This window comes from Streptomyces sp. NPDC020747 (assembly GCF_044334695.1).
In the GTDB taxonomy this organism is placed as follows: domain Bacteria; phylum Actinomycetota; class Actinomycetes; order Streptomycetales; family Streptomycetaceae; genus Streptomyces.
The window spans coordinates 145690-170788 of record NZ_JBIRTJ010000017.1; the positions used below are offsets into that span (position 1 = coordinate 145690).

Consider the following 25099-nt stretch of genomic DNA (forward strand, 5'->3'; position numbering starts at 1 on the left):
AGCACGGAGAGAGCCCTGTGAAGATCGTTGTCTGCGTGAAGCACGTGCCCGACGCCACGGCGGACCGCACCTTCACCGAGGAGGGGAGCACCGACCGCGAGTCGGTCGACTCCCTGCTGTCCGAACTCGACGAGTACGCCGTCGAGCAGGCCCTGCGGATCGTCGAGTCGGGTGTCGACGCCGAGATCAGCTACCTCACCATCGGCCCCGACGACGCGAAGGACGCCCTGCGCAAGGCGCTCGCCATGGGCGGCGACTCGGCGACGCACGTGAGCGACGAGGACATCGAGGGCAGCGACGCCTTCGGCACCTCACTCGTGCTGGCCAGGGCGATCGAACGGCACGGCTTCGACCTCGTCCTGTGCGGGATGGCCTCGACGGACGGCACCATGGGCGTCGTACCGGCGCTGCTTGCCGAACGACTCGGGGTCCCGGCCGTCACCCATGTCGAGGAGCTGACGGTCGAGGACGGCACGGTCTCCGGCCGCCGCGAGGGAGATTCCGCGACCGTCCGGGTCCAGGGCACGCTTCCCGCCGTCGTGTCGGTGACCGACCGTTCCGGCGACGCCCGCTACCCCTCCTTCAAGGGGATCATGGCCGCGAAGAAGAAGCCCCTGGAGACCCTCGACCTCGCCGACCTCGGCATCGACGCCGGGCAGGTGGGCCGGGCCGGCGCGCGGTCGGCCGTGGACACCGCGACCAGGCGCCCGCCGCGCTCCAAGGGGGAGATCGTCGCCGACGACGGTACGGGCGGCGCCGGACTGGCCGCGTTCCTCACCACCAAGAAGTTCGCCTGACCATCTACCGCACCGCCCCCATCCACCATCCCGGAACCGTTCCAGCAGGAGGAGTACAGCACCGTGGCCGAGATCCTCGTACTCGTCGATCACACCGACGGCGTCGTACGCAAGCCGACCCTCGAACTACTCACCCTGGCACGCCGGTTGGGCGAACCGTCGGCGGTCTTCCTCGGACGGGACGCGGACTCCGCGACCGAGGCGCTCGGCCGGTACGGCGCGCACAAGGTCTACGTCGTGGACGCCCCCGAGGTCGACGAGCTCCTCGTCACCCCGGCCGTGGACGCGCTCACCCAGATCGCCGGGAGCACCGACCCGGCGGCGATCCTGCTGCCCTCGAACCCGGACGGCAAGGAGACCGCCGCGCGGGTCGCGCTCCGCCTGGAGTCGGGGCTGATCACGGACGCCGTCGATGTCGTCGCCGGCGACGACGGCCCGGCCACCGAGCAGTCCGCGTTCGCGGCGACGTACCAGGTGACGGCCCATGTCACCCAGGGCATTCCGGTGATCACGGTCAAGCCGAACGCCGCGGCCCCCGAGCCGTCCCCCGTCACGCCCGAGGTCGAGAAGTGGGACGTCACGTTCGGCCCCGCCTCCGCCACCGCCAAGGTCCTGTCCCGCTCGCCGCGGGAACGTGGCGACCGGCCCGAGCTGACCGAGGCCGACATCGTGGTCTCCGGTGGCCGCGGCGTGAACGGCGCCGAGAACTTCGCGGTCATCGAGCGCGTCGCCGACACCCTGGGCGCGGCCGTCGGCGCATCCCGCGCCGCCGTGGACGCGGGCTGGTACCCGCACAGCCACCAGGTCGGCCAGACGGGCACCCAGGTCTCCCCGCAGCTCTACCTCGCCGCCGGCATCTCGGGGGCGATCCAGCACCGCGCGGGTATGCAGACCTCCAAGACCATCGTCGCGGTCAACAAGGACCAGGACGCCCCCATCTTCGAGCTGGCCGACTACGGCGTCGTGGGAGACCTCTTCCAGGTGCTCCCGCAGCTGGTGGAGGAGATCGAGCGGCGCCGAAGCTGATCTCCACCCCTCCCGGCCTTCCACCCGGAGGCCGATACGATTAAAATCGCTAACTGATTGCATCCATTGACCCGAAGGAGCGCCATGACGAAGATCTGGGTCAACTCGGGGGACTCCCACGTGATGGAACCCGACGACCTCTGGATCAAGGCGCTGCCGCCGCGCCTCGCCGACCGTGCGCCGCGCAGCGAGCGCGGCGACAAGTACGAAGTGCTCTACATCGACGGCGAGCGCATCGACCGCCAGCTGAACGACTTCATGGACGCCATGCGACCGCCGGGCGCCCGCGACCTCGACGTCCGGCTCAAGGACCTGGACCAGGAGGGCGTCTGGGGCCAACTCGCCTTCCCCTCCATGGGGTTCTGGCTGTGCTCGATCACCGAGCGGGAGCTCGCCCGGGAGACCGTGCGGGCCTGGAACGACTGGGCTCACTCCGAGGTCCTCGGGAAGCAGAAGCGCATCATCACCCCCGCCTGCGTCTCGACGACCAACGTCGAGGACGCGGTCGCCGAGGTCGAGCGGGTCGCGGAGATGGGCTTCCAGTCGATCTTCCTGCCGTGCTCCACGCGGCCAGGTGAGGAGTACGCCCTCGACCTGTGGGAGCCGCTGTGGACCGCGGCCGAGCGGGCCGGCGTCGTACTCGGCTTCCACATCGGCACCGGCGGCGAGAACGTCGTCTTCCGCGGACCGGGCGGGGCCGTCGTCAACTACATGGAGACGACCTACCCGGGCATGCGCGTCGTCTCGCACATGGTCGCGGGCGGTGCCCTGGACCGTCACCCCGACCTCAAGATCCTCATCGCGGAGGGCGGCGCCGGCTGGGTGCCGGCCATCGGCGACCGGATGGACGAGGCCTACCGCCAGCACGGCATGTTCGTACGGCCGAAGCTGAGCCGGCTGCCCAGCGAGATCATCAGGCAGCAGGTGTACGCCTCCTTCCAGCACGACAAGAGCTCGGTGGAGATCGTCGAGTCGACGGGCTACCGCAATGTGATGTGGGGCGACGACTACCCGCACCTGGAAGGCACGTACGGTCACACGCAGTCCACACTGCACGAGCTGTTCGACGGTGTGTCCGACGAGATCCGCGAGCGCGTCACGCGCGGCACCTTCAACGAACTGTTCCGTCTGCCCGAGCAGACTCCCCAGGAGGCGGCCGTCTGAGCGGCGTCGGCGGCGCGAGGACTCCGGACGAGACAGTGACCACTCCCCCGCATCCAGAGGACCTGGAACGGCCCGCGCATCCCGATGACCTGGAACAGCCCGCGTATCCAGAGGACCTGGAACAGCCCGGTCTCGTCAGGACCGGGCGGTCGACCTTCGTCCGGCCCATCCGGCCGGAGGACGCCGACCGCCTGGTCGCCTTCGTCGGCGGCCTGTCGCGGGCGACCCTGGCCTACCGCTCGCTCGGCCCGGTGATCCGGGCGCGCGACGACGTGATCCGGCGCGGCGCGTACGTGGACTACCTCAACGAGCTGGCGCTCGTCGCGCTGGCCGGCGACGAGATCGCCGGCCTGGTGCGCTACGTCCGGGACGCCGAGGACCCCGACCACGCGGAGGTCACCTTCACCATCCGGGACGACGACCAGAGCGAGGGATTCGGCAGGCTGCTGCTGGAGCACATCGCCGCTGCCGCCCGCGCCCGGGGCATCCGGGTCCTCAAGGCCGACGTCCTCGCCGACAACACCCGCATGATCAACGTGTTCCTCGGCTCCGGCTACCGGGTCGAGTCCGGGCCGCCCGGCCAGATCATCCACTTCGACATCGCCGTCGACCCGCAGGCCCAGGCGGTCGCCCGGGCCGAGCGCCGCGAGCACACGGCCGTACGACGCTCCCTGCGCCCCCTGCTCGAACCCCGGTCGGTCGCGGTGATCGGCGCCAACCGGCGCCCCCTGACGATCGGCCACGAGATCGTGGCCAACCTGCTGCGAGGCGGTTTCCGCGGCAGCGTGTTCCCCGTCAATCCACGGGCCGAGCAGGTCGCGGGAGCCCGGGCGTATCCGAGCGTCCGGGAGCTGCCCGAGCCGCCGGACCTGGCGCTGATCGCGGTACGGGCCGAGGCGGTGCCCGATGTCGTACGGGAGTGTGCGGAGGCAGGCGTCAAGGCGGTGGTCGTCGTCTCCACCGGCTTCGGGGAGACCGGTGCGGCCGGACGGTCGACCGAGCTGGAGTTGTCCCGGTTCGCCCGCGCCTCCGGGATGCGGCTGGTGGGCCCGAACTGCATGGGCGTGGTCAACACGACGCCCTCGGCGAGGCTGGCCGCGACCTTCTCGCCCGCCCTGCCCACGCCCGGCCGGGTGGCGATGTCCAGCCAGTCCGGGCCGCTGGGGCTCGCGGTACTCGACTTCGCCCGGCGGCTGCGGCTCGGCTTCTCCGGGTTCGTGTCGGTGGGCCATGCCGTGGACGTGTCCACCAACGACCTGCTCCAGTGGTGGGAGGAGGACCCGGAGACCTCGGTGATCCTGCTGCACGTCGAGACCTTCGGCAATCCACGCCGGTTCGCCCGCATCGCCCGCCGGGTCGCGCCGCGCAAGCCGATCATCGCGGTCCACCCGGGTCACGCGCACGCGACGGGCCAGGTGGACTCGGACGTTCCAGGAGGCCCAGGACATCGAGGGGGCCCGGGACGTCGAGCGGATTCGGCTGGGCCTGCGGATCAAGCAGGTCGTGCGGACCCGGCAGGGCATGCGGATCCGGCAGGTCCGTCGGACTCGGCCGTGAGTTCACTGTTCGCCCAGTCCGGGGTGATCCGTACGCGCAGCCTCCAGGAGCTGTTCGACGCGGCGCTCCTGCTCGCCCACCAGCCTCCCCCGCCCGGCAACAGGGTCGCCGTGATCACCAACGCGGGCGGCCCCGCCGCACTGACCGTCGGAGCCTGCGCGGCGAGCGGCCTGCGCGTGCCCCCGCTCGGCGAGCGCACCCGGGAGACGCTCCGCGCGGCCCTCGGTCCCGGGGCGGAGGTCGCCAACCCGGTCGACCTCACGCCCATGGCGACCGCCGCGCACTACCGGCAGGCACTCGACGACGTACTGGCAGATGACGGGATCGACGCCGCCATCGTCCTGTTCATGCCCCCGCTGGCGGACAAGCCGGACGAGGTCGCGGCAGCGATCCTCGACGCGGCCGCGGCCGCGCCCTCCAAACCGGTGGTGGCGAGTTTCCTGGGCGGCGCGGGCGTCGCCGATCTCCTCCACCGGGGCGAACTCGTCGTCCCCACCTACACGTTCCCCGAGTCGGCGGCGGCCTCGCTCGGGCACGCGGCGGCCTATCAGGCGTGGCGCAGTACGCCCGCCGGTGTCATCCCGGATCTCCCCGGAGTCGACACCGACCGGGCCAGGTCGCTGCTCGCCGGCCGCGCTCCCGGGCCCGTACCGGCGCGTATCGCCGCCGAGTTGCTGGACTCGTACGGGATCGCCGTACGGGACACCGAACCGGGCTCCGGCCCGGACGCGTTCCTCTCCGTCGGCGCCGACCCGGTGTTCGGCCCGGTGGTGGCCTTCGGCCTCACCGGGGACTACGCCGACCTGATGGCGGACGTGGCCCACCGGGTGACCCCGCTCAGCGACCGGGACGCCCGGGAGATGGTCCGCTCGCTGCGGGCGGCTCCGCTGCTGGACGGCAGGGTGGGCGGCCCGGGCGTGGACCTCGCGGCGCTGGAGGAGACCGTCCTGCGGATCTCCGCGATGGTCGAGGACCTGCCCGAGATCGAGGCGATGGAGCTGCGTCCGATACGGCTGCTGCCGCCCGGGGACGGGGTCGCCGTCACCCGCGCGACGATCCGGCTCGCTGACGAAACAAGGAAAGGTGACCCCTCGTGAAGGTTGGCATCTACTTCGACATGCGCAATCCCCCGCCCTGGAAGCAGAGTTGGTCCCGGGTCTACGGATTCGCCCTGGAGATGTGCGAGGAGGCGGACCGGCTCGGCATCGACTCGGTCTGGTTCTCCGAACACCACGGCTTCGAGGACGGCTACCTCCCGCAGCCGCTCACCATGGCGGCCGCCGTCGCGGCCCGCACGAAGCGGATCCGCCTCGGTACCGCGGTCATCCCCGCCCCGCTGCACGCGGCCCCCGAGCTCGCCGAACAGGCCGCGCTCGTGGACATCATCAGCGACGGCCGCCTGGACCTCGGGCTCGGCACGGGCTACCGCGTGCCCGAATACCGGCTGTACGACGCCGACTTGACCAAGCGCTACTCCACGACCGACCAGCGGGTGCGGGAGATCCGTGGCCTGTGGGCCGAGTCGCTGGTCACCCCCGGCCCGGTCCAGGACCCGCTGCCGATCTGGCTCGGCTACCAGGGCCCTCAGGGCGCCCGCCGGGCAGGCAGGCTGGGCACCGGGCTGCTCTCGCTCAACCCCGCGCTGCTGGAGCCGTACCGGGAAGGGCTCGCCGAGAGCGGCTACGACGTGTCGAAGGGCCGGATGCAGGGTTCGTTCACCACGTTCGTCACCGAGGACCCGGAGGGCGACTGGCCGGTCGTCCGCAAGCATCTCTCCTACCAGTGGGACAGCTACCGCCGGTACATGGTGGAGGGGACCGACCAGCCCGCCCCCCGTCCGATCAACCCCGAGAAGTGGCGGGAGACGGGGCTGAGCGCGACCGGCGTCGGTCAGTTCCTGTACGGCACACCGCAGGACACCGCCGACGCCATCAAGGAGTACGTGGCCGGCCTGCCGGTCGAAGGGGTGTTCCTGTGGGCCTCGCTGGCCGGGATGCCCGAGGAGATGGTCGCCCGCCAGGTCCAGCTCATCGCCGGGAAGCTGCGCCCGCTGCTTGCCGATGTCTGACACGAGGAGTTCCGCCATGCCGACGACGGGAACCGGAGAGACCGACGCGCCGACGCCGAACGGGCACTGGGCGGCCTCGGGCCTGCCGGAGCCGCCCCGGACCGCCGGGGGCGTGACCCTCTGCGGCGGGTGCCGCGTCCTCGGTTCCTGCCGGCTCGGCGTGGAGCGCGAACGGCTCGACGAGGACGGTGTGGCGAGGTTCGAGCTGAGCTGTCCGCGTTCCCACGAGGGCGGCCCCGATGTCGCTCATGGCGGCTGGACGGCAGCGGTCCTGGACGACTGCCTCGGCCATCTCCCGTTGCTGCACGGCGTGATGAGCGTGACGGCCGAGCTGACGGTGAGCTTCGTCAAGCCGGTGCCGGTGGAACGGCCCCTGGAGCTGCGGGTGTGGGCCGACCGGCGGGAGGGCTCACGCTGGTACATCGCGGGCGAGATGACACTGTCGCCGGGCGGAGCCGTACTGGCCCGCGCCTCCGGAGTCTGGGTGACACGCGACCACCGCCACTACGCGCGGCACGCGCAGTGGCTGGCCGGACAGGGCGGGGACGCCGAACAGCGGTGACCGTCCGCCGGCAGTGCATGCCGCGGGCCGGTGAGACCGACGGCCCCTGCCAAGGACGGACGCTGTGGGCGAATCCGCAGCCGAGAACCAAGTGTGCGCACAGTCCCAGCGACACGCCGTAAGCGCGGCGTGTCGCTGGGACTCTCGCACCACTTGTCGGCCGTCCGCCGGATTCGCCCACCGCGTCCGGGGACTGCAGGGGCGGTCGGGTCAGTAGACGTCAGTAGGACCGCAGGCCCATGCTGCGGGCGATCCCGTTGCGCTGGATCTGGCTGGTCCCGCCGGAGATGGTGGCGACGATCGACTCGCGGTAGCGGAAGCTCATCACGCTCTCGGTCGAGAACCCGTGCCCCGCGCAGACCTGCATGCCGAGCCGGGCGGCGGCCACGTACGTCTCCGAGCCCTTCAGCTTCGCCATCGAGCCCTCACGCGTGCACGGCTTGCCCTGCGCGAGCAGCCAGGCGGCGCGGTACGCGAGCAGCCGGGCGGAGTCGATCTCGGTCTGCAGATCGGCCATCGCGTGGGCGAGTGCCTGGAAGTTCCCGATCGGACGGCCGAAGGCGTGCCGGGTGCGCGCGTACTCCAGCATCTCGTCCAACGTCGCCTGTGCGGCGCCCAGATACCCTCCGCTGATGATCACCTTCTCCAGTTCGATGTTGGAGAGCATGACCTTCCAGCCCTCGTCACGCGGCCCGACGAGGTTCTCCTTCGGTACGAGGGCGTCGTTGAAGAAGACCTCGTTGGTGCCCAGGATGTGCCGGGCCAGTGTGGGTGTGCGGCGTACTTCGACGCCGTCGGTCGCGGGGTCGACGAGCAGCAGGCTGATGCCGCCGTGCTTGGGTTCGCGGGGCCCCGTGCGCACATAGGTCGCGATGGTCGTGTCGGGCAGCCCGCCGCCCGTACACCATGCCTTCTGGCCGCGGACGAGGAAGTGGTCGCCGTGGTCCTCCGCGGTGGTGCGCAGCGCGGCGGCGTCGGAGCCGCTGTCCGGCTCGCTGAGGCCGACGGCGAGCCGGTGGCGTCCGGTCATGACCTGCTTGCGGATGAAGTCGCGCTGCGCCTCGTCGCCCCACCGGAACACGGTGATTCCCGGGATGAGTACGCCGATGTAGCACATGGCGACGTCGAAACTGGCCCGCCCGAGCTCCTCCGCGATCAGGACGAGTTCGAGCGGTCCCCCGCCGTCGCCGCCCTCCTCCTCGCTGAACGGCAGCGAGAACCACCCGAGTTCGGTCATGCCCCGGAACAGCTCGGGCGGCACGACGCCCTCCTCGTCCCACTGTTTCGCCTTCTCGGCCGGGCACACATCGGCGACGAACTGCCGTGCCGTCGCGCGCAACATGTCCTGCTCGTCGGTCAGCCCGAAGTCCACGGCCACTCCTCGCCACCACTAGCCTATTCATCTACCTAATTATTCTATGTTAGCGGATGAGGAGGGGGACGGGTACTCACGGACGAGGGCTGTGTCGACTGCTGACAGTTCCGCCCTCCGCCCGGCAAGATCGCAGGCATGGCATTACACGCGAACCAGGCCCGCGCCCGATCCTTCGACACCGTTGCCGCGCAGTACGCAGTCACCCGCCCCGACTATCCACCAGCCCTCTTCGACGCCGTGGAGGAGCTCGCCGGCCGACCACTGGCGGGCGCCGACGTGCTGGACCGCGGGGCCGGCACCGGAATCGCCACCCGGCTGCTGCGCGAGCGGGGCGCCCGGGTCGTCGCGATGGAGCCGGGCGCCGGCATGGCCGCGGAGCTGCGACGGGCCGAGCCCGAGGTTCCGCTGGTGCGGGGCGAGGGGAACCGCCTGCCCTTCGCCGTCGGCAGTCTCGACGTGATCGCCTACGCGCAGGCCTGGCACTGGACCGACCCGGCCCTCTCCGTCCCCGAGGCGTTGCGCGCACTGCGCCCCCACGGCGTACTGGCCCTGTGGTGGAACCAGGCCGACATCAGCGTCCCTTGGGTCGCGGCGGAGGAGGAACGGCTCGCGCCCTTCACCCGCGGCTTCCCGACGACGGTGGCCAATCTGTTCGCCCCGTTTCCGGTCCGGGTCGCCACCCGAGAGATCGCCTGGTCGCGCCGGATCACCGTCGAGGAGCACATCCGCAACCTCGGCACGCACTCGCATTTCGTGGTCATGGACCCCGCCGAGCGGGCCGGACTCCTCGGCGCGAACCGCACCGCGCCGGCGCGGCTCTTCGCCGACGGCGAGCTCGACGAGCCGTACCTGTGCGGCCTGACCGTCGTGCGACCGGCCACCTCTCAGGCCTGACCAGAGCCTGGAACCCCAGGGCACGAAGGCAGCCCCACGCACCGCGGCGGTCACGCCCGGACCGCAAAGTAAGGTAAGCCTAACGTCGAATGATGTTCCATACGCAACTGCTCGCTGAACGTACGCACGTTGGGAGTCGACCTTGCCGCACACGATCGATACCGCCGGGAACGGGCCGGACGCGGCGACCGAGGAGGGCTGGGTCGAGCTGGGGTCGAGCGCCGAGCTGCGTGAACTGCTGGGCGAGCCCTGGCCCATAGTGATCGAGAAGGTTCACGACCAACTCACCGACAAGGACCGGGACATACTGGCCCGCTCGCCCTTCTGCCTGCTGGCCACCTCCGACGCACGCGGCAACTGTGACGTCTCACCTCGCGGAGACGCCCCGGGCTTCACGTACGTCATCGACTCCGGCACGCTCGCACTGCCCGACCGGCCGGGCAACCGGCGGGGCGACAGCTTCCACAACATCCTCGACAACCCGCACGCCGGCCTGCTGTACCTGATACCCGGCAGCAAAGAAGTCCTGCGGGTCAACGGCCGGGCCCGCATCCTCACCGATGCCCCGTTCTTCGACGCCATGAAGCTGGACGACCAGCGCCCCACGCTGGCCCTGGTCCTGGAGATCGACGAGATCTACCTGCACTGCCCGCAGTCGCTGCGCCGCTCGGGCGTGTGGAATCCGGCGTCGTGGCAGACCGGCTGAGCCGGTACCGAGACACCCCCTTCAAGATCAATTTAGGTTAGGCTAACCTTCACCGCGTGAGATCTGGTGAAGAGGCAGCCGACACCCCTCGTCTGCGCGGTCATGAACTGTCGGCCACGGGTGTGACCGTGTCGTACGACGGCGTCGACGTCGTACACGACGCCGAGGTCACGCTCCGGCCCGGCGAGGTGACCGTTCTGGTCGGCCCCAACGGCAGCGGCAAGTCGACGCTCCTGCGGACGATCGCCCGGTTGCAGCGGGGCCGCCACGCCACGCTCAGGATCGACGGCGACACCGACGGCCTCGCCCTGAGCGCCCGTGAGTTCGCACGCCACGTCGCCCTGCTCACCCAGGGCCGCCCCACGCCCAGCGGACTGACCGTGCGGGACGTGGTCGAGTTCGGCCGCTACCCGTACCGGGGCCGCTTCGGCCGGCCCGATCCGGACGCGTCGGCCGCGGTCGACCGGGCGCTCGCCCTGACCGGTGTCACGGACCTCGCCGACCGGGGCGCCGACCAGATGTCCGGCGGTCAGTTGCAGCGGGTGTGGCTCGCCGGTTGCCTCGCCCAGGAGACCGGCGTACTGCTGCTGGACGAGCCGACCACCTATCTCGACCTGCGCTACCAGGTCGAACTCCTCGACCTCATCCGCGACCTGGCCGACGACCACGGGATCGCCGTCGGCGTCGTCCTGCACGACCTCGACCAGGCGGCGGCCGTCGCCGACCGGATCGCGCTGCTCGAAGCGGGCCGGATCGTCGCCGACGGCCTGCCCGAGGACGTCCTCACGCCGGAACGCCTGACCACCGTCTACGGCATCCGGATCGACGTCGACACAGACCCCCTCACCGGCCGACTGCGCACCCGCCCGATCGGCCGCCACCACACACGAATCACTCGAACCGAAAGGCTCGGCACCACCTCATGAGACGCCTCCTGCTCACCGCGGCCGCCACCACCGCCGCCGCACTCGCCCTTGCCGCCTGCGGCACCACCGAGCCCGTCGCGGACAAGTCCGAGAAGAAGTCGGAGGCCATCACCCTCACCGACGGCACCGGCGCGAAGCTCAAGCTCGACGGCCCGGCCACCAAGGTCGTCGCCACCGAGTGGAACGAGGTCGAGAGCCTCATCACCCTCGGTGTCGACCCCGTGGGCGTCGCCGACGTCAAGGGCTACAAGACCTGGGACACCGCCGTCCCGCTGAAGAACGAGCCGAAGGACATCGGCACGCGCGGCGAGCCGAGCATGGACACCGTCGCCGCCCTCTCCCCCGACCTCATCGTGGCCTCCTCCGACCTGCCGCCCGCGGCCGTGAAGCAACTGCGGAAGATCGCCCCGGTGCTGGGCATCAAGTCCGCCGACGCCTCGGACCAGGTCGGTCAGATGCTGGAGAACCTCGATCTCATCGCCAAGGCCACCGGCACCACGGACAAGGCCAGGACGGCCCGTGCGAACTTCGAGGCCAAGGTCACCGAGGGCAAAAAGGCCCTGGCCGACGCCGGTCTCGACGGCACGGACCTCGCCTTCGCCGACGGCTACGTCACCTCCAACCAGGTCTCCCTGCGCCCGTACACCAGCGGCTCGCTCATCGGTGCCGTCAACGAGCGGATCGGCCTGAAGAACGCCTGGAAGATCAAGGGCGACGCCGCCTACGGCCTCGGGACCACCGACGTCGAAGGCCTCACCGGTCTGCCCAAGGACGTCCAGTTCGCCTACATAGGCAACGACGGCGACAAGGGCAGCACGCCCTTCACCGGCGCGCTCGCGAAGAACGCCGTATGGAAGTCCCTGCCCTTCGTGAAGGCCGACAAGGTGCACCGACTGCCCGACGGCATCTGGATGTTCGGCGGTCCCGAGTCGATGGAGGCGTACATCGACGCCGTCGTCGACGCGCTGACCAAGTAGACGACCCGGAAAGAACTGTCGAAGCAGACGAAGCCATGACCGTCACCGCAACGCCCCCCGCCGTCACCGGTCCGCCGACGGCCGCGTCCCGGACGGGCGCGGCCGCGGTGGCGGCCGGGCTCGTCATCCTGGTCGCCGTCCTCGCCGTCGTCGACATCACCCAGGGCACCGCAGCCGTCGGACCGGCCGAGGTGTTCAAGGCCCTGACCGGGCAGGCCGATCCGTCCGACGCGTCCGTCGTGATCGCCTCCCGGCTGCCGCGGATGACCGCCGGCATCCTGGTCGGCGTCATCCTCGGCGTGGCGGGCGCCGTGCTGCAGGCCGTCAGCCGCAACGTGCTCGCCGCTCCCGACACCCTCGCGGTGAACGCCGGTTCGTATCTGGCGCTCGGGCTGGTCGGCGCCACCGGCGTCTCGCTCCCGCTGCTCGCCTCCTCCGGGGTCGCCTTCGCCGGCGGGCTCCTGGCCGCGGCCGTCGTACTCGCCCTGTCAGGCCTCGGTACGGGCACCGTACGACTGGTCCTCGCCGGCACCGCGCTGGCGCTGGGCCTGACCTCCATGACGGAGAGCCTGCTCCTGCTGTTCCCCGAGCAGACCGAGGGCCTCTACCAGTGGAACCAGGGCAGCATCAGCCAGAACGGCTTCGACGGCGTCCTGCAGCTGCTGCCCGTCGCCCTGGTCGGAGTCGTCGGCCTGCTGCTGACCGCCCGTCGGGTCGACGCACTCGCCCTCGGTGACGACGCCGCGCGCGGACTGGGCGTCCCGGTCCGCGCCACCCGCGTCACCGTGGTCGTACTGGCGACGCTGCTGTCCGCGGCGGCGGTCACGCTCGCCGGGCCCATCGGCTTCGTCGGCCTGTGCGCACCGGCCCTGGTGCGTCCGCTCGCCCGCCGGTTCCGGGGACTTGTCCGCACTCGTACGAACCTGCCCGTGGCCGGCGTGGTCGGCGCTGGGCTCGTCCTCGGGTCGGACGTGCTGCTGCGGGCTCTCGTACCTTCGGACACGGCGGTCGCCGTCCCCACCGGCGTCGTCACCAGCCTCATCGGCGCCGTGTTCCTGGTGGTGATGGCCCTGCGGCTGCGGGACACGGCCGGAGCCGAGGCACCGGACCGGTTTCGCATCCCCAGCCGGACGGCGTTCCTGGTCACGCTGGCCGCCCTCGTCGCCGTGGTCGTCGGCGTCACGATCGCCGGCGCGCTGCTGGGCGACAGCAAGCTCCTGCTCGGCGACGTCGTGAACTGGGCGCAGGGGCGGGCCGGTCGGACCGTGTCCTTCGTCCTCGACACCCGGATGCCCCGGGTGCTCGCGGCCCTGTGCGCGGGCGCGGCGCTCGCCCTGGCAGGCACGCTGGTGCAGGCCGTGACCCGCAACCCGCTCGCGGAGCCGGGGGTGCTGGGGGTGTCCGGCGGAGCCGCGCTGGGCGCCGTACTCCTAGTCACCACCGTGCCCGTCGCCGGCACCTGGAGTGTCGCGGGGGCCGCGTTCGCGGGCGCCGCGGTGACTTCTGTCATCGTCTTCGGGCTCGCCGCCCGGGGCGGCTACCAGCAGAACCGGCTGGTCCTCGTCGGTATCGGCATGGCCGCCGGTACGACGGCACTGGTCAGCCTGCTCATCGTGCTCACCGACCCGTTCAACGCCACCAAGGCGCTGACCTGGCTGTCCGGTTCGACGTACGGCCGGACCATGCCGGACGTCCTGCCCGTCGCGCTCGTGCTGGTGATGGGCCTTGTCGTCGCGGTCGCCCGGCGCACCGAGCTGGACCTCATCTCGCTGGACGCGGACACACCGCGGCTCCTCGGTCTGCGGCTGTCCCCGGCCAGGCTCGGCTTCCTGGTGGTGAGCGTCCTGCTCAGCGCGACCGCCGTCGCCTCGGCCGGCACCATCGGCTTCGTAGGCCTGGTGGCCCCGCACGCGGCACGTGCCCTCGTGGGCCGACGGCACGTACGGGTGGTGCCGGTCGCCGTCCTTCTCGGCGCCGCGCTCGTCTGCACGGCCGACCTCCTCGGCCGGACGGTCATCGCCCCCGCCCAACTGGGCGCCGGCCTGATGACGGCGGTCATCGGCACGCCGTACTTCCTGTATCTGCTGGTACGCAGCCGGCGCTAGCGCCGCCGGACCGCGTCCTCACGGTGTCCAGCGCGGTGGACGGGGCTGGGCAGCGTCCGGGCCTGCGTGAAAAGCTCACTCCGGGTGGCGCCGGACGATCACGGACGGCGCCCGCCGTAATAGACAGGCACGACGAGAGGTGGCGGCATGCGCATCGGACTGCTCGGTACTGGGCCCTGGGCCGACATGGCTCACGCTCCCGCCTTGAGCGGGCATCCCGAACTGGACTTCGTGGGCGTGTGGGGCAGGCGTGCCGACGCGGCCAAGGCCCTGGCCGACCGTCATGGGACGCGCGCGTACGAGGATGTCGACGCCCTCCTCGCCGAGGTGGACGCCGTCGCCGTCGCCCTGCCACCGTCCGTGCAGGCCCCGCTCGCGGCGCGCGCCGCGCGGGCGAACTGCCATCTGCTGCTCGACAAGCCTCTCGCGGCGACCGTGGAGGAGGGACGCGCCGTCGTCGAGGCGGTCGAGAAGGCGGGCGTCGCCTCGGTCGTCTTCTTCACCAGCCGCTTCCAGCCCGAGATCCAGGCCTGGATCGCCGAACAGGCCGCTACGGAGGGCTGGTTCACGGCCCGCGCGGAGTGGCTCGGCGCCGTGTTCACCAGTGACAGCCCGTTCGCCGCGTCGCCGTGGCGGCAGGAGAAGGGCGGCCTCTGGGACGTCGGCCCGCACGCCCTGTCCGTGCTGATGCCGGTTCTCGGCGATGTCGAGCGGGTGGCCGCCGCCGCGCGGGGCCCCAAGGACACCGTGCACCTCGTGCTCCACCACGCCGGCGGGGCGTCGAGCACCCTGACTCTCAGCCTGACCGCCCCGCCCGCGGCCGCCGGGGCCGCCGTCGAGCTGCGCGGCAAGGCCGGGGTGACCGTCCTGCCCGGGTCCGCCGAAGGGGCGGTCGAGGCGCTCACCCGGGCTGCCGACGCCCTCCTCGAAGCCGCCCGCACCGGCCGCCCGCATCCGTGCGACGCCGCCTTCGGCCTGCGGGTGACGGAGATCCTCACCGATGCCGAATCCCAGCTCGACACCGCCCCCCAGGTGCGCTGAGCGCACTACGGACCTGAATTCTCCGGCGTGTGCCTAACTCCCGGCACACGCCGGAGCGTCCGCGTCGAGCGACAACGGGCTGCCCTTGGGCACCAGGTAGGTGACGTACAACTCGACCGGCTCGGTCCCGAGGTTGCGGCCGACGTGGACGTGACGGGACCCGGCCGGCTCGATGAACGAGGTGCCCGTGTGGCTGACCTCCACCGAGCAGTCCTGCAACGTGCGGGTGAGCGTGCCCGACTTGACGACGGCGATGAGCTGACCCGGGTGGTAGTGCCAGCCGGTCGTGCCGCCCGGCGCGATGGTGATGGACCGGACGATGACGTCCGTACGCCCCTTGGCCTTGACCTTCAGTGTTCCGGCCGAGGTGCCCTGGGCGAGGATCGTGCCGGTGACCCCGCTGCCGGGAGTGGCGAGCGCGGACGTCGAGCCGAAGACCAGTGCGACCGCGCAGCCGGTCATGACGAACGTTCTGCGGACCTTGCCCAGCCGAGACGTGCTGCTCACGGGAATCCCCCTCCGGATCGGCCAACTCGTCGGCCCTTACGCCGACTTGGGCCCGAAAAGCTCACTGCCCCCGTGCATCGCCGTCCACACACGAGTGGCCCGGATCTCTCCGGGCCACTCGTGTGCCCGCCGGGCGGCTTGCGTCCCCGCCGGGCATCGTACGCTCGCGCCCCTCGCGTCACCCGGTCTCGGTGCGCTCCCGGATCTGCTCCGGGGTCAGGTACGCGTTCGCGTGCTCGAAGTCCCGCAGCTTCGCGGACGAACGGGACAGCAGTCCGGTGCCCACGAAGTCGTGACCGGCCACCGCGTTCAGCGCCCAGTTCGTCGCCACCCGGACCTTCGCCACATTGGTGCGAAGCGCCGACCAGTGATAGCCGCGGGCGACGACCTGGGCGGGCAGGCCGCGCAGCTCGAACCCGAGCGGCTTGGACACGGCGTCGAGGCCACCGAGGTCCACGACCAGTCCCAGATCATTGTGGACGTACGGGGTCATCCGCTGCCCGCGCAGCGACGCGATGACGTTGTCGGCGACGTGCTTGCCCTGGCGCATCGCGTGCTGAGCGGTCGGCGGGCAGACGGCGCCCTCCGTGTCCTTGGCCTCGTCCGGTACGGCGGCGGCGTCGCCGAGCGCGAAGACGCCGTCGTGGCCGGGCAGGGACATCTCCGAAGTGACCGCGAGCCGCCCCTTGACCGTCTCGGTGCCCAGGGTGGCCATGAGCGGGCTCGCCGCGACTCCGGCGGTCCAGATCAGCGTATGGGTCGGCACCACCCGGCCGTCGGTGAAGGTGACCTCGTCGGGGCCCGCCTTCGCGATGGAGACGCCCAGCGAGATGTCGATGCCCCGCTTGCGCAGGATCTCCTGGGCGCTGCGGCCGAGCTTGTCACCCAGTTCGGGCATGAGCTTCGGTGCGATGTCGATCAGGTGCCACTTGATCAGCTTCGGGTCGAGCCTCGGGTAGCGCTTGACGGCGTTGTGCGTCAGGCGTCGCAGGCACGCGGCGGTCTCCGTACCGGCGTAGCCGCCGCCGACCACCACGAACTGCAGCCGCGCCGCCCGCTCGGCCTCGTCCTGGCTGGCGTCGGCGAGGTCGAGCTGCGAGATGACGTGGTCACGGAGGTACGCGGCCTCGGCGAGCGTCTTCATGCCGCGGGCGTTGTCCGTGAGGCCCGGGATGTCGAAGGTGCGCGTGACACTGCCCGGCGCCAGCACGATGTGGTCGTACCGCTCGTTCACGATCTCGCCCGTGATCTTGCGGACGACGCAGACCTTGGCCTTCAGATCCACACCGATGGCACCACCCGGGATGATGCGGGTGCGGTACTTACGGCTGCGGCGCAGCGACACGGCGATCGACTGCGGGGTCAGCACTCCGGAGGCGACCTGTGGGAGCAGCGGTAGGTAGAGCTGGTAGGAGACCGGTGTCACCAGCGCCACGTCGGCCTCGTCGGATCCGAGTTTGCGCTCCAGGCGCCGGACGCACCCGACTCCCGCGAAGCCCGCTCCCACCACCAGGATCTTCGGTCGTACCACGATGTCCATCCCTTCACCGGCCGCGCACGTTCTGACTTCCCACGGTCCCTCTGCCCCCTGAGTCCCCCCTTCGCACGTGGTGATCCCCCGATGAGGCGAGCGGACCGCACTCCGCCCGGAAGGTCCGTCAGTGCCCGTGCCCCTTGCTCAGGCTCCGCAGCACGGCACGTGCCATGGCCGCCTCGCCCTTGGCGTTGGGGTGGGCCGGGGCCGCGGGCGAGGCCGGTTGCAGCGGTTCGACCCAGCGGACGTCCGGGGCCTTGCACATGTCGTGCCCGATCGTGGGTCCGTACGTGTCAACGTATTCGGCACCGTTCAACCGCGCCACCACGCGCATCATCAGGTTGAGGCGCTTGCCGGTGTCGCGCAGATAGGGGAAGTCCTTCGCCGCGAACGGCACCGAGGGGTAGCAGCCGCTGCCGTCGTCCGGCAGGAGAACGGGGTAGCCGACGACGAGCACGCGGGCGTGCGGCGCCCTGGCGTGGACGGCCCGCAGCACGCGGGTGATCTTGGGTGCCGTGTCGAGGATCCTCAGCGCCAGCTGATCGACCCCGGAGGACGTGAAGTGACGCCGGCACGGGTCCCCCGTGAGGTCCTGCGAACTCAGCTGGACGCAGGTGCCGATGATGGAGCTGAACCCGATGTCGTTGCCGCCGATCTGGACGGTCACCAGGTCGGTGTCCCGCTGGACGGCGTTGAGCTGCGGAGGGTTGGTCCCCTGTGCCTTCCACATCTGCTCGGTCGTGGCGCCTCCGCAGCTCACGTCCTTGAACGTGGACGTTCTGCGCTCCGCGGCGACGAGTGAGGGGTAGTTGTGGTCGGAGCGGGCGCAGTTCGCGTCCACCTGCGTCGGGATCCCCGGTCCCGAGGTGTAGGAGTCCCCGAGCGAGACGTAGTCCGTGCCCCGGCCGTGACCGTGGCCGCCACCGTGCGCCGCGACGGGTGCCGCGGACGCGACGACGAGGGCGCAGCCGCTGACCGCCGCTCCCACGGCGGTCGCCCGTCGGCGGTTCGTTGCCGTGCTGCCGTGCTGGGTGCGACGGTTCTTCAAGGTTGCCCCCTGGGTCCGGTACCGCGGCCGGGCCGCCGACGGCGCGCCCTTGCACGGTGACTGAACTTGTATACCGGCCAGTTCGCCCTCAGGACAGAGGCGCGTAGGACGCAGGAGGAACGGGTTCACGCCGTGGATCAGCTTCGGCGTGACCACTTGGCCGCCATCTCCGCGGAGCCGCCGACTCCAGGGGGCGAAGTCGGCGGCAGCGGCTGTCAGACGCCGAACTCCGTGGGTGACAGACCGAGGGCGGCGCAGGCGTCACGAATGGCGTACTGCTCGGTCTGGTCGAAGTGCCCGTCGGCGCCCGCGACCACGATGCCGGTCTGGATGACCGCGCGGGCCTCCACCGGCTTCTTGGCCGCCTTGGCGATCTCCCGCAGCGCTTCGGCCTTGCCCAGCTCGAAGTTGGCGATGAGCTGGTCCAGATGCTTGTTGAAGCGCTGGCGGAGCTGGTCCGCCGGGAAGTTCTGCAGAACCTCGTTGGAGACGATCAGCTCCTCGACACGCTGCCTCTCCGCCTGCTCCACGTGTCCGTCGGCCGCGGCCACGAGCGCGCACATGGCCATGCTGGCGTCCCGGTAGGCGCCGCTCTTGAGCTCGGTCTTGACCGACGCGAGCTGGGACTTGAGCAGCCCGACCAGCTTGGCCTTGGAGCCGCCGGAGCCGCCGGAGGACGAACCGGGCGCGTGGCCACCGCTCTGGCCCTGTCCATAGGGCGCCTGACCCTGCCCGTAGGGGGCCTGGCCCTGCCCGTAGGGAGCGTGCCCCTGTCCGCCTGATCCCCTGGCACTCTGGGACTGCTGGAGGTTCTTGGCCTGGTCCTTGAGCCGGTCCCACATCGCCACTACTGCCACCTCGGCTTCTGCTGTTGCCTGTACGGTCCTGATCATCGGTCGCGCTGGTTCACGCCCCGCGACAAGTGAACGCTCCTCACAGCCACCAGGGTTCCCGAATGGCAAAGGCAACGTAAAGCAATCCTCGTCGGCGGCCTCTTCCACGGGCCGCGCAGGTCCGTGGTGTGATGGCGTCGTGAGTCGGGCCGCAGAAGAGAGCAACCGTCGCGTGCTCCGGGCACGGGACGCGATGGACCGCGGCTACGCGCAGCCGCTGGACGTCCCGGCCCTGGCCCGGATCGCCCATGTGTCCCAGGCGCACTTCACACGCACCTTCCGGGCCACGTTCGGCGAGACACCGCACCGCTATCTGCAGCGCCGCCGGGTCGAGCGTGCGATGTTCCTGTTGCGGGAGACCGACGGCAGCGTGACGGACATCTGCTTCCAGGTGGGTTTCGGCAGCCCGGGAACCTTCAGCCGCACGTTCCGCGACATCGTCGGTCTGTCGCCGAGGGCATACCGACGGGAAGCGGTGGCCGCGCCCGTACCGACGTGTTTCACGATGGCGTGGACGCGTCCGAGCGGCTGACCGTCCGCACGACCCGTAGCGTCCCGTCGACTGAGCAGTTTTGGATAAGTTTTCGTCCGGCCGGCTCGATAGCGTGACGAACATGTTCACCGCTATCACGCACTCACAGATCTACGTCCTCGACCAGGACGAGGCCCTCGACTTCTACGTGGGCAAGCTCGGCCTTGAGGTCAACGCCGACGTGCCCCTGGGCTTCATGCGCTGGCTGACCGTCAGCGTCCCCGGTCACCCCGACCGCCAGATCCTGCTGGAGAGGCCGGGACCTCCGGCACTGTCCGAGGAGACGGCGCAGCAGGTGCGGGAGCTGTTGACCAAGGGGGCGATGGGCGGCCACCTCATCTTCACCACCGACGACTGCCGCAAGACGTACGAGAAACTCCTGGGCCGGGGCGTCGAGTTCACCGAGGAACCCACCGAGCGCCCGTACGGAATCGACTGCGGACTCCGCGACCCCTTCGGCAACAGCATCCGCTTCACCCAGTTGAAGGAGCAGGACTCCTGACAGCGGTGTCGGCGCCCGGCCGGTCGTGGCCGACGGCCCCGGGCCGCGTCTCCGTCAGGCTGTTATCTGGGCCGTTTTGCCGGATCCGTGCAGGACCGAATCGCCCCGCAGCCGCACAAAGGCAAGGCCCAGGGCGATGGCCTGGAGTACGCCGCACACCAGGATGGCGTGCTGGAGCGCCGACAACGGTGTCAGAGCAACCACGATTCCCGCGACCGGGAAGGGCAACAGCAGGAGCAGGATGGTCAGGGAGAGGGTGCTTCCGAAGGCGGCCGGGGGTATGAGGAGTGAGCGCAGTGTGCGCAGCACGACGGTCAGGCCGCCGTCCGCGGCCATGAAGAGCGCCATGACCAGGACGTACGAGATGTAGGTGGGCGCCTGGGACAGGGCGAGACAAGCCGCGGCCGCGACGGTGGAACAGACGACGCCGACTCCCCACAGGCCGAGCCGGTTGAGCGCGATTCGGCAGGCCGCGACGGCGATCAGGGTGGAGGCCGCTGCCACCGACCAGAGCGTGCCCACGGCCGCCGAGGTCAGTCCGAAGCGCTCGATCACGATGATCGGGCTGGCGGCCTGCAGCAGCCCGAGCGCGAGGTTGGAGACGACCAGCCCGGCCACGAGCCAGCTCAGCACCGGCAGCGAACTCAGCGTGTGCCAGCCGGTCTTGAGCCCCGCTTCCCGTCGCACACCGTTCTTCGCCGAGGCCCGCAGCGGTGTCGGCGGGGTCTGCAGGGCGAGACAGGCCGCGAGGACGGACAACACCCCGAGGACGACGAGCATATGGCTCGGCCCGGCGAGCAGAAGCACACCCCCCAGCGCGGGCCCGGTGAGCGTGGCGGTCTGGTCGATCCCGATCAGCACGGCCTGCACCTTGTGCGCCTGGCCTGCCGTTCGCCGGCTGACGATCGCGCCCACGGCTTCGTTGGCGATGAAACTGAACTGTGTCAGGGCACCTGTTCCGGCGGCCAGCGCCATCACGGTGACCGTTTCGGCCGTCCCGCTCGGAAGCATGAACAGGGCGACGCCTCCCGCCGCCACGAGCAGCGCCCGTGCCAGGGAGGCGAGGAAGAACACGATCGCGGCCCCACGCCGGTCGACCAGGTCGCCCGCCAGGCCGAAGGCCGCCACCCGCGGTATCCATTCCAGAGCGAAGGCCAGCCCCGTCAGAGACGCGGACTTGGTCGTGGCCAGTACCAGGAGCGGCATGGCGTAGGTGCACATGGAGAAGGCGAGCGCGTCGAAGGCTCTGGGTGCGTATACCCGGCGGAGCAGGCTGCCTTGGGGAATGGCGGCGTGCCGACCGGCCGGTTGGCCCTCGTAAACGGAGATGGTCACGGAGTGGGGTGCTTTCAGTCAGCGCTGGCATAACGAAGGAGAGGGCCGACCTGGCGGCCCGTCGTACGAAGGACCCGGTCGATGGTTCTTGGCCCGAAGCCGGAAGGTATGTGCCGCGGCCGTCTCTACAGGGCGGCGTCCGGCACTCGGGGAGTTTCCGTCATCGGCCGCGTCGAGCGGGAGGCTCCGCATTCGATCAGCAGGGCATCAGGCGTTGTTCGTACGCGATACGCGGCCGTCGCACCGCCGTCCGCGCACCGTAGGCGCGGGCCCTTGAAGGTTTGCGCGGCCCCGCCGGACCTGGCCCCGGGATTCCCGCGACCTCGCGCCGAGGGGATGCCGGTCGGCCCACTCGTGCCGCTCCGCTCGGCGGCGGGCGTGGGTGTGACGGGGACGCTGTCCGTCCACGCCAGGGTGCGAGCTCTTGGGCACGCGGACTCCACTCGAGTGGGGGCAAGAGGGAAATCAGGCCTGCGGTACGAAGCGGCACGCCCGACGGTTGTGAAGTGACCTTGCCACACGCCTTGTTGCGCAATCAACCACAGGCTGTACACGAGTTTACCGCGTCACGCCCGCGCCGGTGCCCGGCCGCCGATGTCAACTCCAGTGGCGAGACGGACAGTTCGGGGCGTCCCGGACCCACCGGCCGGGTGACGTACGAGGGCCCGGCAAGCCCCTCAAGGCGCGGCAAGCCCTCGTACGCGCGGGTTCCTCAACGTTCTACGGCCGTTCTACGCGTAGAACGGCCCCGGGTAGGCCCACGTCGTCGTACCGAAGATCTCGGGGTCCTCGATCGTGACCCGCACGTTGCTGACCTTGAGTCCGTACTGGGTCGGGGTCATGCCGGTCGGGCAGTCGACGTCCACGATGGGGGTGAAGTTGACGAACCAGTTGGGCCCGTATTCGCCGTCGGGGTAGTCCCGGAGCCGCTGGACGAGGTTGGCGGCGCCGCCCTCCACGTAGACCGGGGACAGACGGCGCTGGTCCTGGTGGACGACGAAGGCCGTGGAGTGGTCGAAGCTGCCGTCAGGACGCAGGCAGCCGAAGGTGCGGTCGGTGTCGGCATACGCGTCGAAGTAGCCCGTGCCGGCAAGTCCCGCCTTGTAGCCGGGCTGCTCGCGGACGTTGTGCAGCACGGTCCCGAACTTGAAGCCGCCACAGCCGGAGGACGGGTCGAACTGCCGGAAGTACAGCTGGCAGGTGTTCGGTTCGTTGTACGCGGCGTCCGGGTCCGGGGTGTAGGGCTGGGGCACGACGGCCCCGTAGAACTTCATCGACATGGAGACACCGCCCGGCGTGGGCGCCGGGATGTCGACGACGGTGCCGGCCTGGGCGGCGCTCGGTCCGGTCAGGACGAGTCCTGTGGCCGCCAACAGCGCGACGCCCAGTCGCGCCAGAATCCTGCGAATACCTGTCTTACTCATCTACTGCTCCCCCTTGAGGCACATCGGTCAAGGCACGCTAACCGCGACTCAACACCCGCACCAGACAAACAACTTGAATCCACACAAGTGGAGGAATGGTCCGCAGGGCCTGCCGTGCACGACGTTCCGGCTGGCCCCCCGCGAAGACCGGGGGCTGCTCTCACCGGAGAGCCGGGGGACAGTCGGAGCGAGAAACCTCGGCCACGCCTCTAACGTGCGCTGAATGGACCGAATCAACGCCCCACGCCGCCGCACCGTGCTCGCACTCGGCACCGCTGCGGCAGCCGCACCCTGGCTCGGCGCAGCCCCCGCCCGTGCCGACGCCTCGACCACGGGTCGAGCCGCGGACACGGCACCCGCGGCGGCCACAGAACTGGACGAGCTCGGCATCGGCGAGCTTCGCCGGCGGATGGACGACGGACGGCTCACCGCCGAACAGCTCACCCGCCACTATCTGGAGCGCGTCGAACGCGTCGACCCGCTCCTGCACGCGGTGATCGAGGTCAATCCCGACGCACTGCGAGAAGCCCGGCGGCTGGACGCCGAGCGGGGTCGCCGTGGGCCCCTGCACGGCATGCCCATCCTGCTCAAGGATCTGGTGGAGACCGCGGACCGGATGCACACGACGGCCGGATCACTCGCCCTGGAGGGCCTGCGGCCTGCGAGGGACGCCACGGTCGCGGCCAGGCTGCGCGCGGCCGGTGCGGTCATCCTCGGCAAGACCAATCTCAGCGAGTGGGCCGGCGGGATGTCGCTCACCCACCATGCCGGCTGGAGCGCCCGCGGCGGCCAGACCCGGAACCCCTACAAACTGGACCGGTCACCGAACGAGTCCAGTTCAGGCACCGCGGTCGCCGCCGCGGCCAACCTGTGCGTGGCCGGAATCGGTACGGAGACCAACGGCTCGATCATCGACCCGGCCTCGGCGAACTGTGTCGTCGGCGTGAAGCCGACCGTCGGACTGGTCGGGCGCGGCGGCGTGATCCCGGGCGTGCCGAGCCAGGACAGTGTCGGTCCGATCGCGCGCACGGTCCGCGACGCCGCGATCCTGCTCGGCACGCTCGTCGGGATCGACGACCGTGATCCGGCGACCGAGGCGAGCCGGGGCCATTTCCACCGCGACTACACCCGTTTCCTCGACGCCGACGGGCTGCGTGGTGCCCGTATCGGCGTACCGCGAGCGGTGTACTTCGGCTACAGCCACCACGCCGACGAGATCGCGGAGCGGGCGATCGCCACACTGCGCAAGGCCGGGGCGACGGTGGTCGACCCGGCCGACATCCCGACAGCCGAACAGCTCGAGGACCTGCCCAGCTCGATGGTCGTCCAGGCGTACGAGATCAAGCGTGGACTCAACGCCTACCTGGCCGCCGCCCCCGGTGACCATCCGCGCAGCCTGGCGGAGCTGATCGCGTTCAACCGTGCGCACGCCGACCGCGAACTGCGCTATGTGCGGCAGGACGGCCTGGAGGCGGTGCACGAGCTGGACTTCACCGAACGCGAATACCGCGAGGCGCTGGCCACCAACCACCGGCTCTCGCGCACCGAGGGCATCGACGCGGTGCTGCGCCGCTTCGACCTGGACGCCCTCGTCATGCCGACCACCGGACCACCGGCCAAGATCGACCTGGTCCGCGGGGACAGCTACGGCGGCGGCTCGTCGACGCCCGCCGCACTCGCCGGATACCCCGCGATCAGCGTCCCGGCCGGCTTCGCGTTCGGCCTGCCGGTCGGCCTGACGTTCATGGGTACGGCGTGGAGCGAGCCGGTGCTGTTCCGGCTCGCCCACGCCTACGAGCAGGCGTCCCGAGTCCGCCGCCAACCCACCTACCGGGACGCCGATGTCGGTTTCTGATCCGACGGACGGGAACACGCGTTGGCGGTGTGCCTGTGGTGGCCCCTTGCCAAGGAGCCACCACGGCAGTCACGGTCGCGCGGACTCCGACACCTTGATGGCGCCGACCGGGCAGGCTCGGGCCGCCTCCCGGACCATCGGGTCGGCGCTGTCCTCCTGTCCGGGCAGGAGGGTGCTGAAGCCGTCGTCGTCCTGAGTGAAGACGGCCGGGGCGGACATCGCGCACTGGCCGGCGCCGATGCACATGTCCGTGTCGATATCGATGTGCATG

Annotated in this window: 23 protein-coding genes; 15 read left to right on the forward strand and 8 right to left on the reverse strand. The window is 70.7% G+C overall.

Translation table 11 applies throughout. From position 1 onward, the window contains the following. The first annotated feature begins 35 nt into the window (after nt 1–35). The 6 genes from ACH4YP_RS37015 (at nt 36) to ACH4YP_RS37040 (ending at nt 7174) form a co-directional block, all read left to right on the forward strand. Entirely contained in the window at nt 36–797 is a 762-nt protein-coding gene (locus tag ACH4YP_RS37015; protein ID WP_398495456.1) for an electron transfer flavoprotein subunit beta/FixA family protein, read from the forward strand. Between the two features lie 63 nt (nt 798–860). Continuing rightward, entirely contained in the window at nt 861–1823 is a 963-nt protein-coding gene (locus tag ACH4YP_RS37020) for an electron transfer flavoprotein subunit alpha/FixB family protein (protein ID WP_361065191.1), read from the forward strand. Nucleotides 1824–1907: 84 nt separating this feature from the next. Further along, nucleotides 1908–2987 carry an amidohydrolase family protein gene (locus ACH4YP_RS37025; protein WP_361065099.1) on the forward strand — a complete coding sequence of 360 codons (1080 nt, stop codon included), beginning with the start codon at nt 1908–1910 and terminating at the stop codon, nt 2985–2987. Between the two features lie 35 nt (nt 2988–3022). Continuing rightward, on the forward strand, nt 3023–5641 hold the full coding sequence (locus ACH4YP_RS37030; RefSeq protein WP_398495321.1) for a GNAT family N-acetyltransferase: 2619 nt from the start codon (nt 3023–3025) through the stop codon (nt 5639–5641). Next, nucleotides 5638–6612 carry an LLM class flavin-dependent oxidoreductase gene (locus ACH4YP_RS37035; protein WP_361065096.1) on the forward strand — a complete coding sequence of 325 codons (975 nt, stop codon included), beginning with the start codon at nt 5638–5640 and terminating at the stop codon, nt 6610–6612. The genes ACH4YP_RS37030 and ACH4YP_RS37035 overlap by 4 nt, the downstream gene beginning before the upstream one ends. Nucleotides 6613–6628: 16 nt before the next feature. Further along, a complete protein-coding gene (locus ACH4YP_RS37040; protein ID WP_361065095.1) occupies nt 6629–7174 on the forward strand; it encodes a PaaI family thioesterase in 546 nt (181 codons plus the stop codon). Between the two features lie 220 nt (nt 7175–7394). Here ACH4YP_RS37040 and ACH4YP_RS37045 read toward each other — a convergent pair whose 3' ends face one another. Continuing rightward, nucleotides 7395–8546, reverse strand: a complete 1152-nt coding sequence (locus ACH4YP_RS37045) for an acyl-CoA dehydrogenase family protein (RefSeq protein ID WP_361070497.1) — start codon at nt 8544–8546, stop codon at nt 7395–7397. A gap of 138 nt (nt 8547–8684) precedes the next feature. On the opposite strand from ACH4YP_RS37045, the gene ACH4YP_RS37050 reads away from it, so the two are divergent. From ACH4YP_RS37050 to ACH4YP_RS37075, 6 genes are all read left to right on the forward strand, one after another. Continuing rightward, nucleotides 8685–9443: a class I SAM-dependent methyltransferase gene (locus ACH4YP_RS37050; RefSeq protein WP_398495324.1), complete on the forward strand. Its 759-nt coding sequence runs from the start codon at nt 8685–8687 to the stop codon at nt 9441–9443. Nucleotides 9444–9585: 142 nt separating this feature from the next. After that, complete coding sequence (locus ACH4YP_RS37055; RefSeq protein ID WP_398495326.1) at nt 9586–10149, forward strand: MSMEG_1061 family FMN-dependent PPOX-type flavoprotein; 564 nt, start codon at nt 9586–9588, stop codon at nt 10147–10149. Nucleotides 10150–10205: 56 nt separating this feature from the next. Next, nucleotides 10206–11075: an ABC transporter ATP-binding protein gene (locus tag ACH4YP_RS37060; RefSeq protein WP_398495328.1), complete on the forward strand. Its 870-nt coding sequence runs from the start codon at nt 10206–10208 to the stop codon at nt 11073–11075. Further along, complete coding sequence (locus ACH4YP_RS37065; protein ID WP_398495330.1) at nt 11072–12052, forward strand: ABC transporter substrate-binding protein; 981 nt, start codon at nt 11072–11074, stop codon at nt 12050–12052. Before ACH4YP_RS37060 ends, ACH4YP_RS37065 begins: the two co-directional genes overlap by 4 nt. A 35-nt stretch (nt 12053–12087) precedes the next feature. Beyond that, nucleotides 12088–14157 carry an iron ABC transporter permease gene (locus ACH4YP_RS37070; RefSeq protein WP_398495332.1) on the forward strand — a complete coding sequence of 690 codons (2070 nt, stop codon included), beginning with the start codon at nt 12088–12090 and terminating at the stop codon, nt 14155–14157. Between the two features lie 147 nt (nt 14158–14304). Further along, nucleotides 14305–15198 (forward strand): Gfo/Idh/MocA family oxidoreductase, encoded by an 894-nt coding sequence (locus ACH4YP_RS37075; protein WP_361070481.1) that lies wholly within the window; start codon nt 14305–14307, stop codon nt 15196–15198. 33 nt (nt 15199–15231) lie between these two features. Here the strand turns inward: ACH4YP_RS37075 and ACH4YP_RS37080 are convergent, their stop codons facing one another. The 4 genes from ACH4YP_RS37080 to ACH4YP_RS37095 all read right to left on the reverse strand — a co-directional run bounded on the left by ACH4YP_RS37080 (nt 15232) and on the right by ACH4YP_RS37095 (nt 19129). Next, on the reverse strand, nt 15232–15660 hold the full coding sequence (locus tag ACH4YP_RS37080; protein ID WP_361070501.1) for a cupin domain-containing protein: 429 nt from the start codon (nt 15658–15660) through the stop codon (nt 15232–15234). A gap of 223 nt (nt 15661–15883) precedes the next feature. Beyond that, entirely contained in the window at nt 15884–17245 is a 1362-nt protein-coding gene (locus ACH4YP_RS37085) for an NAD(P)/FAD-dependent oxidoreductase (RefSeq protein WP_361070479.1), read from the reverse strand. Nucleotides 17246–17363: 118 nt separating this feature from the next. Continuing rightward, nucleotides 17364–18287: an SGNH/GDSL hydrolase family protein gene (locus ACH4YP_RS37090; RefSeq protein ID WP_361070476.1), complete on the reverse strand. Its 924-nt coding sequence runs from the start codon at nt 18285–18287 to the stop codon at nt 17364–17366. Between the two features lie 215 nt (nt 18288–18502). Then, on the reverse strand, nt 18503–19129 hold the full coding sequence (locus ACH4YP_RS37095; protein ID WP_398495458.1) for a tellurite resistance TerB family protein: 627 nt from the start codon (nt 19127–19129) through the stop codon (nt 18503–18505). Between the two features lie 190 nt (nt 19130–19319). On the opposite strand from ACH4YP_RS37095, the gene ACH4YP_RS37100 reads away from it, so the two are divergent. Both ACH4YP_RS37100 and ACH4YP_RS37105 read left to right on the forward strand, forming a co-directional pair. Next, nucleotides 19320–19712, forward strand: coding sequence for an AraC family transcriptional regulator (locus ACH4YP_RS37100; RefSeq protein ID WP_361070473.1), 393 nt, complete (start codon nt 19320–19322; stop codon nt 19710–19712). Nucleotides 19713–19794: 82 nt separating this feature from the next. After that, complete coding sequence (locus ACH4YP_RS37105; RefSeq protein WP_361070470.1) at nt 19795–20214, forward strand: VOC family protein; 420 nt, start codon at nt 19795–19797, stop codon at nt 20212–20214. A gap of 54 nt (nt 20215–20268) precedes the next feature. On the opposite strand, the gene ACH4YP_RS37110 is transcribed toward ACH4YP_RS37105, so the two are convergent. Together ACH4YP_RS37110 and ACH4YP_RS37115 are read right to left on the reverse strand one after the other, a co-directional pair. Next, nucleotides 20269–21549, reverse strand: coding sequence for an MFS transporter (locus ACH4YP_RS37110; RefSeq protein ID WP_361070468.1), 1281 nt, complete (start codon nt 21547–21549; stop codon nt 20269–20271). Between the two features lie 731 nt (nt 21550–22280). Next, nucleotides 22281–22973 (reverse strand): hypothetical protein, encoded by a 693-nt coding sequence (locus ACH4YP_RS37115; protein ID WP_361070465.1) that lies wholly within the window; start codon nt 22971–22973, stop codon nt 22281–22283. A 223-nt stretch (nt 22974–23196) separates the two neighbouring features. Between ACH4YP_RS37115 and ACH4YP_RS37120 the strand changes: the two genes are divergently transcribed. Then, nucleotides 23197–24828, forward strand: a complete 1632-nt coding sequence (locus tag ACH4YP_RS37120) for an amidase (RefSeq protein WP_398495335.1) — start codon at nt 23197–23199, stop codon at nt 24826–24828. A gap of 69 nt (nt 24829–24897) precedes the next feature. Here the strand turns inward: ACH4YP_RS37120 and ACH4YP_RS37125 are convergent, their stop codons facing one another. After that, on the reverse strand, nt 24898–25098 hold the full coding sequence (locus ACH4YP_RS37125; RefSeq protein ID WP_361057492.1) for a ferredoxin: 201 nt from the start codon (nt 25096–25098) through the stop codon (nt 24898–24900). Between the last annotated feature and the right edge of the window lies 1 nt (nt 25099).

Excerpts from the sequence above, each read along its gene's own strand:
- ACH4YP_RS37025 (WP_361065099.1), top strand. The coding sequence starts at position 1,908 with ATGACGAAGATCTGGGTCAACTCGGGGGACTCCCACGTGATGGAACCC.
- ACH4YP_RS37040 (WP_361065095.1), top strand. The coding sequence starts at position 6,629 with ATGCCGACGACGGGAACCGGAGAGACCGACGCGCCGACGCCGAACGGG.
- ACH4YP_RS37050 (WP_398495324.1), top strand. The coding sequence starts at position 8,685 with ATGGCATTACACGCGAACCAGGCCCGCGCCCGATCCTTCGACACCGTT.
- ACH4YP_RS37065 (WP_398495330.1), top strand. The coding sequence starts at position 11,072 with ATGAGACGCCTCCTGCTCACCGCGGCCGCCACCACCGCCGCCGCACTC.
- ACH4YP_RS37070 (WP_398495332.1), top strand. The coding sequence starts at position 12,088 with ATGACCGTCACCGCAACGCCCCCCGCCGTCACCGGTCCGCCGACGGCC.
- ACH4YP_RS37075 (WP_361070481.1), top strand. The coding sequence starts at position 14,305 with ATGCGCATCGGACTGCTCGGTACTGGGCCCTGGGCCGACATGGCTCAC.
- ACH4YP_RS37080 (WP_361070501.1), bottom strand. The coding sequence starts at position 15,660 with ATGACCGGCTGCGCGGTCGCACTGGTCTTCGGCTCGACGTCCGCGCTC.
- ACH4YP_RS37085 (WP_361070479.1), bottom strand. The coding sequence starts at position 17,245 with ATGGACATCGTGGTACGACCGAAGATCCTGGTGGTGGGAGCGGGCTTC.
- ACH4YP_RS37095 (WP_398495458.1), bottom strand. The coding sequence starts at position 19,129 with ATGTGGGACCGGCTCAAGGACCAGGCCAAGAACCTCCAGCAGTCCCAG.
- ACH4YP_RS37105 (WP_361070470.1), top strand. The coding sequence starts at position 19,795 with ATGTTCACCGCTATCACGCACTCACAGATCTACGTCCTCGACCAGGAC.
- ACH4YP_RS37115 (WP_361070465.1), bottom strand. The coding sequence starts at position 22,973 with ATGAGTAAGACAGGTATTCGCAGGATTCTGGCGCGACTGGGCGTCGCG.
- ACH4YP_RS37120 (WP_398495335.1), top strand. The coding sequence starts at position 23,197 with ATGGACCGAATCAACGCCCCACGCCGCCGCACCGTGCTCGCACTCGGC.
- ACH4YP_RS37125 (WP_361057492.1), bottom strand. The coding sequence starts at position 25,098 with ATGCACATCGATATCGACACGGACATGTGCATCGGCGCCGGCCAGTGC.